This is a genomic window from Pectinatus frisingensis (assembly GCF_014076555.1).
Taxonomy (GTDB): Bacteria; Bacillota; Negativicutes; order Selenomonadales; family Selenomonadaceae; genus Pectinatus; species Pectinatus frisingensis.
Map to the genome: position 1 here is coordinate 1,124,491 of NZ_CP045424.1, position 14,158 is coordinate 1,138,648.

Genomic DNA, 14,158 nt, shown 5'->3' on the forward strand with positions numbered 1-14,158 from the left:
ATCTACTGAGGAGGAATTATTATGAAAAGAGTCGAATGTCTAGCAATGATTTTGGCAGGTGGACAAGGCAGCCGTCTGGGAGAACTGACGAAAAAAATTGCCAAACCTGCCGTACCATTTGGTGGAAAATATCGTATTATTGACTTTCCGCTCAGTAACTGTTCCAACTCCGGTATAGAAACAGTGGGAGTATTGACACAATATAAACCACTCGAGCTGCATACATATCTGGGTACAGGCGAAGCTTGGAATTTAGATAGAAAAAATGGCGGAGTATATATATTACCACCGTACACAAGAGAAAAAGGGGCGGATTGGTACAAGGGTACGGCAGATGCAATCTATCAGAATATAAATTTTATTGAAACCTGCGATCCGCAATATGTATTGGTTTTGTCGGGTGATCACATTTATACAATGGATTACTCATGGATGCTGGAAGAACATAAGATGAATAAAGCTGATGCAACAATTGGTGTAATTAAAGTCCCGATGAAGGAAGCTACGCGTTTTGGCATAATGAGTACGAATAAAACAGGACGAATAACAGCCTTTGAAGAAAAACCTAAAAAACCACAAAGTAATCTGGCATCAATGGGTATATACATTTTCAGCTGGAAAATATTAAAAGAGTACTTGGAAAAGGATTCTGCCGATAATTTATCAGAGCATGATTTCGGTAAAAATATTATTCCAAAAATGTTGGCAGATAACGCCCGCTTATTCTCCTATGCCTTTGATGGATATTGGAAAGATGTGGGTACTATTGAAAGTTTGTGGCAAGCCAATATGGATCTTTTGAAAGAAAAACCATCTCTTGATCTGGGTGGAACATGGCGCATTTATTCGGCTAATCCGTCGCTGCCACCGCATTTTGTTGCTCCCGGAGCTAAAATAAAAAATTCGTTGATAAGCGGCGGAGCTTTTATCGAGGGAAATGTTGAAAATTCGGTGATTTTTCCCGGAGTACATGTTGGCAAGGGAACTAAAATAATAAATTCGATAATAATGCCGTTTAGCAGTATAGGTGAAAATTCTGTGGTGGAAAAGGCTATCATTGCCCAGAATTGTGAAATAACCGATAATTGTCATATTTGTTCTGAAGATGGTTCTATTGTAGTTATTGCAGAAGGAAAGCTTGTCATGGCACCGGATGAAGAAAATAAACAAGTTGGTTGATTTACTGGAGGAATTATAAATGAATCATGTTACGGGCTTAATAAATTTGCATGAAGATAATGACCTCATAAAAGAAGTTACTAAAATACGTCCCATAGCCACAATACCTTTTGCCGGCAGGTACAGAATTATTGATTTCATTTTATCCAGTATGGTGAATTCAGGAATAGTATCGGTAGGGATAATTTTACCCAATAAATCAGCATCGGTTCTCGATCATTTACGCTCGGGAAAGGATTGGGACTTGGCTCGTCGACATGAAGGACTTTATTATATGACACCACTCGATACAAATAGCAGGACACATCCATCTGAACTGCGTACACTTTATCAGAATTTGGATGCTATGCATCGTAATGTTTATGATTATGTACTGTTATCAGGCAGCCGGAGTGTATTCAATATGGATTTTAATAATGTGCTGCGTTTTCATCAAAATACCAAGGCTGATATAACAATGCTTTATTATAAAAATTCACAGAAAAAATTTTCCCCATGTACTGTTTTGCAGACACAAGAAACAGGATTGGTGACTGATATAGCTAATCAACCAGTGGCCGATGATAATGCAAGTGTATTTATGGATATATATTTAATGTCACAAAAAATTTTTATGGATATAGTTAAATATACTTATGAACGCGGTGGTTCGGACTTTTTGCTTGATGGCATAATGCGGACTCAAAAAAAATATAATATTTACGGCTATTGTCATAATGGTTATGTGTCTATCGTTAATTCTACACTCAATTATTATCACACTAGCATGGATTTACTTAATCCGCAGATTTGGCATGAATTATTTCTCAACAAATTTCCTATTTACACACGAATAAAAGATGATGTGCCGGCCCGATACAAGGCAGATGCACATGTGAGCAATTCTTTGATATCAAACGGGTGCGTGTTGAAAGGTCAAGTTGAAAACAGTATTCTTTTTCGTAATGTAAAAGTGGACGCGGGTGCCCGGATAAAAAATAGTATTATCATGCAGGGTTGCCGGATCAAAGAAAATGCGTTTATTGAAAATGTCATCTGTGATAAAAATGTTATGGTAGACGTAAAAAAGGTGCTTAAGGGGGCAGATGACTATCCATTCATAATAGAAAAAAACACAGTGATTTGATCTGGAAATTTATTCTTATACGTTGCAGTGCTGGCGGATAATAATAATAATCCTATATGAGAGGTGTTAATGACATGTTGCCAAATAAGGCATTAGAAGAAAAAAATCAATTTGAGCATTTGTTTTTACAAACGGCCACAATATTGTTCGGACGTGATATAAAAGAGCTGCCTAAAGTTAATTTATATCAGGCATTAGTAAATACTATCCGTCAGTATATAAGTGAAAATTGGATAAAAAGCAATAGATATTATACAGAACATCAGGAAAAACAAGTATACTATTTTTCTATTGAATTTCTTTTAGGACGTTTGCTGAATTGTAATATAATGAATCTTGACATCGGTGATATATGTTATTCAGCGATGAAGGACCTTGGGATTGATCTTAATGAATTGTTTGAAGAAGAACCGGATGCCGGATTAGGCAATGGTGGTCTTGGTCGTTTAGCGGCATGTTTTATTGACTCCATGGCATCTTTGGGAATAGCAGGTCACGGCTGCAGTATTCGTTATCAGTATGGTTTGTTTGAACAACGGATAATCAATAGAAATCAGGTTGAAATTCCTGATAATTGGCTAAAAAACGGTTTTGCCTGGGAATATCGTAAGGCGGAAAAAGAAATAAATATCCATTTTGGCGGCAATGCATATATGAAGAATATGCCGGACGGCAGTCTAAAGCTGGTTCATGAAAAATATACTGTAGTATCCGCAGTACCTTATGATGTTCCAATTGTCGGCTATCATAATGATGTTGTCAATACGCTGCGTTTATGGAACGCGGAATTCAGTCAAAACTTTTCGGAAAGCGGTGCTCTTACACATGAACAGCTGCAGGAAAAGTTAAAATTCCAGTATCAGCTTAAAGCAATAACGAGCTGTCTGTATCCTGATGACAGTTCTAACGAAGGCAAATTGCTGCGGCTTACTCAAGAATATTTTTTGGTTTCTGCGGGAGTGCAGAGCATTATTCGTTCCTATAAAAAATTACATTTGCCTATAACCATGTTCTCACAAAAAGTTGCCATACATATAAATGATACTCATCCGGCTATGGCTATCGCTGAATTGATGCGTATACTGGTTGATGATGAAAATATACCATGGGAAAGTGCCTGGGATATAACGGTCAGGACAATGTCGTATACAAATCACACAATTATGCCGGAAGCGTTGGAAACGTGGTCAATTGATATGTTCAGACCATTGCTGCCGCGTATTTATATGATTATTGAAGAGATCAACCGACGGTTTTTGCAGGATGTTCGCCAGCGTTATCCTAATATAGATAACATGCTGTTTAAATACTCTATTTTACAAGATGGGTTGGTTCATATGGCCCGATTGGCAATAGTTGGCAGTCATAGTGTGAATGGCGTGGCCAAGATTCATTCTGATATATTAAAAAATTACAGTATGAAACAATTTAGCGATTATTATCCGCATAAATTTAATAATAAGACTAATGGCATTACACATCGTCGTTGGCTTATGGCAGCTAATCCGGAATTGACAGCGTTGATTGATGAATTAATAACACCGGAATGGAAGACTCATCCCAGCCAGTTGATTAAATTACTCGAGTTTAAAAATGATATGGCGGCACTGGATAAATTACAGCAGATTAAACAGTTGCATAAAAGCAGGCTGGCTGCCTTTATAAAAAATAAGTACGACATTGCTATAGATCCTTTTTCTATATATGACATTCAAATAAAAAGGATTCATTCTTATAAACGGCAGATAATGAATATTTTTCATTTAATGTACATATATAATCAATTATGTGATAATCCGCAGATGGATGTATTTCCTCATACGTTCATTTTTGGCGGGAAGGCAGCTCCCGGTTATCATATAGCTAAGGAGACAATCAGACTTATTAATACCGTTGCTGAAATAGTCAATGCGGATGAACGAACTAACCAAAAGCTGAAAATAATTTTTTTGGAAAACTATGGCATATCTTTAGCTGAAAAATTATTTCCGGCAGCTGATGTAAGCGAACAAATTTCTACAGCCGGTAAGGAGGCATCCGGTACAAGCAATATGAAGTTTATGATGAATGGTGCAATTACCTTAGGGACACTTGATGGAGCCAATGTAGAGATACTCGATGCCGTCGGTGCTGATAATTGTGTTATTTTTGGCCTTAATGCGGATGAAATACTGTCTTATTATAAAAATGGCCGCTATTCGGCTTGGGAGGAATATAATCATACTCCGGCTATACGTACAGTAATTGATCAATTATTGGCGGGGAAATTTACCGATAATGGTAGTTTTCGTGACATTTATAATTATTTATTTAATAGTAATGATGAATATTTTGTGTTTAAGGATTTTCCGGCATATTGCAATGCCCATAAAACAATTGATGAAAAATACCGTGATACGAAAGGGTGGCTTGAGTCCAGTTTAATGAATATCGCCCATTCAGGTATTTTTTCCAGTGATAGAACAATAATGGAATATGCCAGGGACATTTGGGATGTACAGCCTATAAAGTTGCCTGCACAATAAATCTTATTAATAAGGAGGCAGGAATAGAATATGATAATTTCAGAATTAAAACCATATGACATTTATTTATATCATCAAGGGGCGAATTATTATTCATATGGATTATTTGGAGCTCATTTTACGCAGCAAAATAATATTCCCGGCGTCCGATTTGTGGTGTGGGCTCCGCATGCGGCAGCAGTCAGTGTCGTCGGTGATTTTAATAATTGGGATAAGTCAGCTAATCCCATGGTAAAATTAGAAGACGGTGAAATTTGGTATACGTTTATTCCTGACCTGCCGGATGATAGTATATATAAATATGCTATTGTGCCTGATACCGGAGCCGAAGTATTGTATAAAGCTGATCCTTATGCCTTTTATGCCGAAAAACCACCTCACACGGCTTCACGCTTATATGATATGGATAAATACCAATGGCAGGATGCAAAGTGGGAGAAAGATAAACCGGTGAACCCTTCTTATGATGCTCCAATGCTTATTTATGAAGTACATCTGGGTTCATGGCGGCGGACATTGGATGGCAATTATATTTCCTATCGTGATGCAGCGATTAGTTTGATTGATTACGTTAAAAACATGCATTACACACATATTGAATTTTTACCATTATATGAACATCCTTTTGATGGTTCATGGGGATATCAGGCAACTGGTTATTATGCGGCTACCAGCCGCTTCGGAACACCTGATGATCTGAGATTCCTAATAGATACGGCACATCAAAATGGCATTGGCATAATAATGGATTGGGCACCGGGTCATTTTTGCAATGATGCACATGGCCTTAAAAATTTTGATGGACGTAATTTATATGAATCTGATAATACACAGCGCAGTGAAAATCGTCAGTGGGGTACTACTAATTTCGATTATGGACGAACTGAAGTGCAGAGTTTTTTAATTTCTAATGCATTGTTTTGGTTTACTGAATATCATATTGACGGGCTTAGGATAGACGCTGTCGCTAATATGCTGTATCTTGATTATGAGCGACAGGACGGGGAATGGTTTCCTAATAAATATGGCAGTAATGGTAACCTTGAGGCAATAGATTTTGTTAAAAAACTTAATCAAACAGTTTTTAAATATTATCCTGATGCTTTAATGATCGCTGAAGAATCTACTTCGTGGCCGCTGATTAGTAAACCTGTATATATGGGAGGAATGGGATTTAATTATAAGTGGAATATGGGGTGGATGAATGATATTCTTGCTTATATCAGTCTCGACCCTTTATATCGAAAGTGGCATCATTCTAAAATTACATTTTCTTTGATGTATGCTTTTTCGGAAAATTTTGTTCTACCGTTGTCGCATGATGAAGTAGTGCATGGAAAATGTTCCTTGATAGAAAAAATGCCAGGAGATTATTGGCAGAAATTTGCCGGATTGCGTGTGCTTTTTGCTTATTGGATTGCCCATCCCGGGAAAAAATTGTTGTTCATGGGCGGTGAATTTGGTCAGTTCATTGAATGGAATTATAATGACAGTCTCGATTGGCATCTGACTGAAAAATATCCAATGCATAAAAAAATGTTGCATTATTCACAGAGCTTGAATAAACTTTATACACAATCACCGGCATTATGGCAGGTCGATTTTGATTGGAATGGCTTTTTATGGCTTAATTGTGATGATAGTAAAAACAGTATTGTTGCATTCATGCGAAAGTCACGGGATTGCAACGATTTTATATTTGTTATTTGTAATTTTACGCCAGAAGTCAGATATAATTATCGTGTTGGTGTGCCTGTCGCAGGAGTCTATGAAGAGATATTCAACAGTGATTGTGTTGATTTCGGCGGATCGGGAGTAATGAACAGCCAGAAAATCGTGACTGAGAATACAGCATGGAACGGTTTTGATAAATCACTTGTTTTGACAATTCCTCCTTTAGCAGCTGTTTATCTTCATTTGAATGAAATTGACTATGAAGAATTCATAAGCCGGAAAAATCTGACGATGAAATATGAGACAGGTGATAAACCGCAGCGGGAAAAAGTAAAAAAACTGCATGGCGTTCCTAAACGGAAAATAGCTAAATTAAAGGCTCGGTTATATAAGCGTGTCAAGGATAAAATGCACCAACCTAATATTAAAGGAGGCTCTTTATCATGCTGAAACTTCTTTATGTTGCATCGGAGGCAGCACCGTTTGTAAAAACAGGTGGATTGGGTGACGTGGCTGGTTCGCTTCCGAAAGAATTAAAAAAGCAGAACATTGATGTTCGCGTTATACTGCCTAAATATAATACAATTCCTGATCAATACAGCAGTAAGATGAAACATATATATGATGGCAGTATCAATGTTGCATGGCGGGAAAAATACCTTGGTATAGAAAAGCTAAAGCATAATGGCATTACTTTCTATTTTATTGATAATGAGTATTATTTTAAGCGCGGGCAGTGTTATGGTTATGATGATGATGCTGAACGGTTTACTTTTTTTTGCCGGGCTGTGTTGGCAGTATTGCCCGTTATTGATTTTTGGCCGGATGTAATACATTTAAATGACTGGCAGACAGGCCTCATCAGTGTATTTTTAAAATTAAATTATATGAATGATAAGCTATATAAAAATATAAGGACTGTTTTTACGATTCATAATTTAAAATATCAGGGGATTTTTCCGGCGTATATGCTAGAAGACGTCTTGGGATTAGACTACAAATATTTTTCCAATGGTGATTTGGAATTTTACGATGCTATTAATTTTATGAAGGGAGGATTGATTTATTCTGATGAGTTGACAACAGTGAGCAAATCATATGCAAAGGAGATACAAAATGCCTATTTCGGTGAACAAATGGACGGTATTTTGCGCAGCCGCAGCGATACTCTCACCGGTATTGTCAATGGAATAGATTACGAGGAATATAATCCGGTAACTGATGAATATATATATGCACCGTACAATATCAATAATGTGCTGGAAAGAAAGATGGCCAACAGAGTATTATTGCAAAAAAGGTTGGGGCTGCCGATAAACCGGCGGACACCGATTATCGCTTTTATTTCCCGTTTGGTTGAGGCAAAGGGAATAGACTTGCTAATGCGGATATTAGATGAATTGCTACAGTATGAAAATGTTCAGTTTATTTTATTGGGAACCGGTGATTATAAATATGAAGAGTGGTTTCATGGACTGCAATGGAGATTTCCCAAAAAGGTATCTATCACTACTACTTTTGATAATCAACTGGCGCATCAAATATATGCTGCTTCTTCGTTTTTTTTAATGCCGTCACGCTATGAACCCTGCGGCATTGGACAGATGATTGCCTTGCGGTATGGCAGTATACCAATTGTACATTCAGTGGGGGGGCTGCGTGATACAGTTATCCCTTATAATAGCTATAAAAATACCGGTAATGGATTTGTCTTCAAAAGTTATAATGCCCATGAACTTTTGTTTTCTATAAAACGGGCGCTGGAAAAATATGGTGATATCACTTTACGGCGCCGTATAATAGCTAACGGGATGACAGCCGATTTCAGTTGGGCAAATTCTGCTAAGCAGTATGTAAGAATATATCAGGCACTGTCAGTTGAAAATTCTTAACGGTTCCTGTCAGCTGATATAGTATGAAAATCAGTTTATTAAAATCGTTCCGCAACATTGTTGGTCAATAATGTATATAAGATGGTGATTACTTGTCAGAAAAAAATTTAGTACGGCATGATTCGCACAGTCCCTATTATCGCCTGCCTCTGGGAGCCTGTCCGACAGACAAGACTATTTATCTGGCGGTAGATGTTGTAACGGAAGAACCACCCGTCAGCGTTGTTTTAAGATTATGGCGGAATAAAGAGGGGGAACAGCTGATTCCTCTTAAGCAAACACCACGGGACAGTAATCATTATTTTGTGGAAATTACCGCACCCGACAGGGGATGTCTCATCTGGTATTATTTTGTGATAACGACACAAGATAAAATACTGTATTATGGTAATAATCAAGAAAATATGGGCGGCATTGGGCAGCTTTACAGTCAGCAGCCGCCTTCTTTTCAGGTAACTGTATATCAGTATGATGTAGGAACACCGGCATGGTTCAGGCAGGCGATAATTTATCAAATTTTTCCCGACAGATTTTATCGGCACGGCAACACACTTATTGCCAGAAAAAATGCAGTATATCATGCTGACTGGCATGATGTACCATGTTATTATAAAGACGCTGACAGTGGGAAAATTATTTCCTATGATTTTTTTGGCGGGAACTTGAAGGGAATAATAGACAAACTCCCTTATTTGCAAAAACTGGGTATTTCAGTAATATATTTGAATCCTGTTTTTGAATCTTCCAGCAATCATCATTATGACACGGGTAATTACCATAAAATTGATCCTACATTGGGAACAAATGAGGATTTTAAGGTTTTATGTGCAGCGGCACAGGATAATAATATAAAAATAATACTTGATGGAGTATTCAGTCATACGGGCAGCGATAGTATTTACTTTAATCGTGAGGGTAATTATCATTCACTTGGTGCTTTTCAATCAAAATACTCACCTTATTATGGGTGGTATAGATTTACTGATTATCCAGATAAATATGATAGTTGGTGGGGCTTTGAAACACTTCCAAATGTCACGGAAACCACACCGTCATATATGGATTTTATATTGAATGAAAAAAACGGCGTAATAAGGCATTGGATGGAAAATGGAGCCAGTGGCTGGCGTCTTGATGTAATTGATGAGTTGCCGCAGCAGTTTTCCCGTAGTTTATATGCTGCAGTAAAAAAAATTGATGCAGATGCCGTAGTTATTGGCGAGGTCTGGGAAGATGCTTCCAATAAAATCAGTTATGACGTATCCAGAGAATATCTTTGCGGTTATGATATGGATGCAGCAATGAATTATCCATTTCGTACGATTGTTATTGAATTTTTGCTCAACCGTATTTCAGTGCAAAAGACAGAAGCACTCTTAAACAGTCAAAAAGAAAATTATCCCATACAAAATTATTATGCTATGATGAATTTGCTTGGCAGCCATGATGTAGAACGTATTATAACTATTTTGGGGGAAGCACCATCAGCAGATAATATGACTGCTATGGCGCAGGCACATTATAGATTGGATGCCGAACATTATAAACTGGGACAGCAAAGAAGTATGCTGGCTGCTTTGTGGCAATTTACTTTTCCTGGTGTACCGTCAATTTATTACGGTGATGAAATAGGCATGCAGGGATTTCGTGATCCGCATAACCGGGCTCCGTATGATTGGGATAACCCGGATCGTATTATGCAAAAATGGCTGGAACAATTGATTAAATTACGCAATAATTACCCTGCGCTGCAGGCCGGTGAACTGCTGTTTTTACATGTTTCAGACGATATATTGGCCTATGCCCGCCGTATTCGAGATAAGCAGGATGTTTTTGGGCAGCCATGTGCTGATGATATTTTTGTTATTATAATAAACCGCAGTAATGAAATTGTTCCTATACAATTGGATTTAAATGGACTGTGTCACGATAGACTGGAAAATATGCTGGACCCCGAAAATAAAGTTGTGCTGAATAATAATGTTCTTTCAATGAATGTGGGAAAATTGTCAGGAAATGTATTGCGGCAAATACATATCACTGATAAATACCGGCATTCCTGTGGTATCTTATTACATCCTACTTCACTGTACACACCCTATGGTATAGGTGATTTTGGACAGTCGGCATATGAGTTTGTTGACTGGTTGCAGTCTGCCGGGCAAGAATATTGGCAGATTCTGCCGCTTAACCCGACTGGGTATGGTGAATCACCATACCAAACATCTTCTGTTTTTGCCGGCAATCCACTGTTGATCTCACTTGATAAATTGGTTGTCGAGGGGTTATTGACTAATTTTGATATCAATGCGGTATTTACCGTAGAAAACAGGGATATCAGTATCACTAAAATGGCGAAAGAAAAGTTATTGCGGCAGGCTTTTAAAAACTTTTCACCAACTCCTGCATATGAGCAATTTTGTGATGAACAAAAATATTGGCTGGATGATTATGCATTATACAGTGCTTTAAAAAAATATTATAAAAATACCGCATGGATAAAGTGGCCGGATGATATAAAGCAATATAATACAGTTGCCGTACAGCAAGCATTTGAAGTACATATCAGTGAGATAAATTACATTAAATTTATTCAATATTTATTTTTTACGCAATGGCTTCAATTAAAACATTATGCTAATGTACGGGGCATAAAAATAATTGGTGACCTGCCGATATTTCCTTCACATGATTGTGCAGATGTCTGGGCACATCAGGATTTGTTTAATCTTAATATTGATGGAACGGCGGCAACAATTGCTGGTGTACCTCCGGATTACTTCAGCATAAATGGGCAGTTATGGGGTAATCCGCATTATCGCTGGGACGTAATGGCAGATGACGGTTATACATGGTGGGTACAGCGTTTTTATACATTAGAACAACTAGTCGATGCCGTGAGAATAGATCACTTTCGCGGGTTTGCAGCTTATTGGGCAATTGATGGTAAAGCTGTTACAGCAAAGACCGGTAAATGGATAAAAGGGCCTGGCAGGTCGTTTTTTGAAGCGATAAAAAAGCGATTAGGTAATATCCCGATTATTGCCGAAGATCTTGGTATTATAACTACTGATGTAGAAAAATTAAAAAATGAATGTGGCTTTCCTGGCATGAAAGTGCTGCAATTTGAGTTATGTCCTGATGGTCGGAAAAATATAGGCTTTAGCTGCAGTGAAAATACAGTTATCTATACAGGTACACATGATAATGATACGACACTGGGCTGGCTGAGAAATACTCTTTCACCAGAGCAAAAAGCGGTTTTAGCGGAATATTTAAAACTTTATCGACCAGATGATAAAAAAATATGCTGCAAATTAATGGAATATGCCTATGCAAGTGCGGCCCGGCTTGCTATATTACCACTTCAAGATGTACTTGGTCTTGATTCGTCGGCCAGAATGAATACACCAGGTACATTGAATAAAAATTGGGCATGGCAGCTGGAAAAAAATCAGCTTACAGTTGAAAGAGCTTCATTTTTAGCACAGCTTTGTCATAAATATGATCGCTGAATATAGGAATGTAAAGACAGAGCTGACAAATATAATTGCAGCATTGACAAATTTATGTAATGATATATAATATTCATTGATAATTGTTTTCCACATTTATTAAAATTTTATGACAGGAGAGATTTAAATGGAATTAAAAGGATCACAAACAGAAAAAAATTTACTGGCTGCATTTGCAGGTGAATCACAGGCTCGCAATAAATATACTTTCTATGCTTCTAAAGCCCAAAAAGATGGATATCATCAAATATCTCAGATTTTTACAGAAACAGCTGACAATGAAAAAGCACATGCTAAAATCTGGTTCAAACTTGTCCATGGTATTGGTGATACGGCAGAAAATCTGAAGGATGCGGCTGCCGGAGAAAATTATGAATGGACAAGCATGTATCCTGGATTTGCTAAGACAGCCCATGAAGAAGGATTTGAAAAGATTGCCAAATTATTCGAATTCGTTGCCAGTATCGAAAAGACACATGATGAAAGATATCAACTTCTTTTAAGTAATGTAAAGGAAGATAAGATTTTCAAAAAGAATGAAAAAGTAATTTGGATGTGTGCAAATTGTGGTTATATTTGTGAAGCAAAAAACGCTCCGCAGGTTTGTCCTGTATGTGATCATCCACAGTCTTTTTTCCAGGTTCGTGCTAATAATTATAAATAATTTTCGGACAATCAAAACAAGCCGGTTATACTGAGTCAGCTCAGTATAACCGGCTTGTTTTGATTAGTGCACCGGGCAAGGATACAGCCTAATTTTAAAATCTGAAACTACCAGTATTGAATAAAGACAAAACATGGAAATAAATCAATACAAGATCGGAATATTGGTATATTGACAGATAAATATCTTTAATCTTGTTAGTCATGCAAATACAGCCAGGAAATATGAGACCTTTTATTCATGTTAAATTATTTTGATATTTGTCCGGCAATAATAGTGTTGTCAACGGTGCTTTTTGCATCTTTTTTAGCAAAATAATCGGCTAATAAAGTGCCTGATATTGAATGCCATACACAAGCTACAGCGGCGACTAATGCGGCTTCGGGGATAGCAGCAAAATGTGCCATAGCCAGACCGGTGGCAAGACCGGCATTTTGCATTCCCACTTCCAATGTGATTGTACGTTTTTTGGCGGTGTTCATATGTACGGCATGTCCAACAATATATCCCAAAGCATAGCCACCGCAATTGTGAAGTATAACGGCACCAAGAATTATAAGCCCGGATACGAAAAAATTTGAACCTTGTAGTGCGACTACACCACCTACAATAAATGCAAAACCAATAACAGAAATACCAGGCATCATTTTTTGCACAGCATGAAATTTAGAATTGTGCTGATAAAAATAATTAATTATCAGGCCTAATATAACGGGGGAAATGACGGTCTCAATAATTGTAATGAACATTGCTTGAGCAGGGATATTTACAATGGCTCCGGCCAGATATAGTACAAGTATAGGTGTCAAAAACGGAGAAAATAAGGTGGAAATTGTTGTCGTACCTACAGCAAATGGTACATCACCATGACAAAGAAAGGCCATTATGTCTGAAGCCAGTCCGCTGGGACAGCAGCCAACAAGAATCAATCCTAATGCAATGGGGTCAGGTAAATGAAAAATTTTAGTCACAGAAAATGCCAGCAGCGGCATGATTGTATAGTGAGCAACAGCTCCTATGCATACATCAGTTGGATTTTCGGCCAGTTTTTTAAATTCCTGGATAGTCATTGTCAATCCCATAGTAAACATTATCATGAATAGAATGAATAATTGTGTATTTCCTCTGACCCATTTAAATGTGCTGGGGAAAAAGAAAGTGAAAATAGCAATACATATAATTATAATTGAAGTATTACCTGAGAGAAATAAACTGATTTTTTTACATTTTTCCATAAGAATGCCTCCTAAATATAATAAAAAAAACTCCATCCCTATAAAGGGACGGAGTTTTCCGCGATACCACCCAAAATTATTTATCATTACTGGTAAATACACTCACAACGTACTAACATACGCGTTTCTTATAACGCAGAACTAACGTCTTCACTTACTTAATTCGGTGTCGCTTCTCAGAGATGATTTTCTGTATACCATTATTTACCGAATTTCAGCCCTGCTTCGGTTCTCTGTAAAATAATTCAATACATACTCTTTCTCGTCATCAAATGTATTAACATATATTATATTGTAATCGTCTAAGAATTTATTTTAAATCAGCTGATAGTGTTTGTCAAGTTGTAA

8 protein-coding genes and 1 other annotated feature are annotated in these 14,158 nt (G+C 37.3%); of the genes, 7 read left to right on the plus strand and 1 reads right to left on the minus strand.

From position 1 onward, the window contains the following. Nucleotides 1-21: 21 nt before the first annotated feature. The 7 genes from F8M42_RS05270 to rbr all read left to right on the plus strand — a co-directional run bounded on the left by F8M42_RS05270 (nucleotide 22) and on the right by rbr (nucleotide 12,575). A complete protein-coding gene (locus F8M42_RS05270; protein WP_182188297.1) occupies nucleotides 22-1,179 on the plus strand; it encodes a glucose-1-phosphate adenylyltransferase in 1,158 nt (385 codons plus the stop codon). Nucleotides 1,180-1,198: 19 nt separating this feature from the next. After that, nucleotides 1,199-2,305: a glucose-1-phosphate adenylyltransferase subunit GlgD gene (gene glgD, locus F8M42_RS05275; RefSeq protein WP_182188298.1), complete on the plus strand. Its 1,107-nt coding sequence runs from the start codon at nucleotides 1,199-1,201 to the stop codon at nucleotides 2,303-2,305. Nucleotides 2,306-2,379: 74 nt separating this feature from the next. Next, nucleotides 2,380-4,830, plus strand: a complete 2,451-nt coding sequence (locus F8M42_RS05280; RefSeq protein ID WP_182188299.1) for a glycogen/starch/alpha-glucan phosphorylase — start codon at nucleotides 2,380-2,382, stop codon at nucleotides 4,828-4,830. A gap of 30 nt (nucleotides 4,831-4,860) precedes the next feature. Continuing rightward, entirely contained in the window at nucleotides 4,861-6,954 is a 2,094-nt protein-coding gene (gene glgB / locus F8M42_RS05285; RefSeq protein WP_182188300.1) for a 1,4-alpha-glucan branching protein GlgB, read from the plus strand. Next, nucleotides 6,948-8,396, plus strand: coding sequence for a glycogen synthase GlgA (gene glgA, locus F8M42_RS05290; protein ID WP_182188301.1), 1,449 nt, complete (start codon nucleotides 6,948-6,950; stop codon nucleotides 8,394-8,396). Before glgB ends, glgA begins: the two co-directional genes overlap by 7 nt. 92 nt (nucleotides 8,397-8,488) lie before the next feature. Beyond that, on the plus strand, nucleotides 8,489-11,911 hold the full coding sequence (gene malQ, locus F8M42_RS05295; protein WP_182188302.1) for a 4-alpha-glucanotransferase: 3,423 nt from the start codon (nucleotides 8,489-8,491) through the stop codon (nucleotides 11,909-11,911). 127 nt (nucleotides 11,912-12,038) lie between these two features. Continuing rightward, a complete protein-coding gene (gene rbr, locus F8M42_RS05300; protein ID WP_182188303.1) occupies nucleotides 12,039-12,575 on the plus strand; it encodes a rubrerythrin in 537 nt (178 codons plus the stop codon). Between the two features lie 248 nt (nucleotides 12,576-12,823). On the opposite strand, the gene F8M42_RS05305 is transcribed toward rbr, so the two are convergent. Then, complete coding sequence (locus tag F8M42_RS05305; protein WP_182188304.1) at nucleotides 12,824-13,810, minus strand: bile acid:sodium symporter family protein; 987 nt, start codon at nucleotides 13,808-13,810, stop codon at nucleotides 12,824-12,826. Nucleotides 13,811-13,851: 41 nt separating this feature from the next. After that, nucleotides 13,852-14,088, minus strand: a binding site (T-box leader). Nucleotides 14,089-14,158: the final 70 nt, after the last annotated feature.

Excerpts from the sequence above, each read along its gene's own strand:
- F8M42_RS05270 (WP_182188297.1), top strand. The coding sequence starts at position 22 with ATGAAAAGAGTCGAATGTCTAGCAATGATTTTGGCAGGTGGACAAGGC.
- glgD (WP_182188298.1), top strand. The coding sequence starts at position 1,199 with ATGAATCATGTTACGGGCTTAATAAATTTGCATGAAGATAATGACCTC.
- F8M42_RS05280 (WP_182188299.1), top strand. The coding sequence starts at position 2,380 with ATGTTGCCAAATAAGGCATTAGAAGAAAAAAATCAATTTGAGCATTTG.
- glgB (WP_182188300.1), top strand. The coding sequence starts at position 4,861 with ATGATAATTTCAGAATTAAAACCATATGACATTTATTTATATCATCAA.
- glgA (WP_182188301.1), top strand. The coding sequence starts at position 6,948 with ATGCTGAAACTTCTTTATGTTGCATCGGAGGCAGCACCGTTTGTAAAA.
- rbr (WP_182188303.1), top strand. The coding sequence starts at position 12,039 with ATGGAATTAAAAGGATCACAAACAGAAAAAAATTTACTGGCTGCATTT.
- F8M42_RS05305 (WP_182188304.1), bottom strand. The coding sequence starts at position 13,810 with ATGGAAAAATGTAAAAAAATCAGTTTATTTCTCTCAGGTAATACTTCA.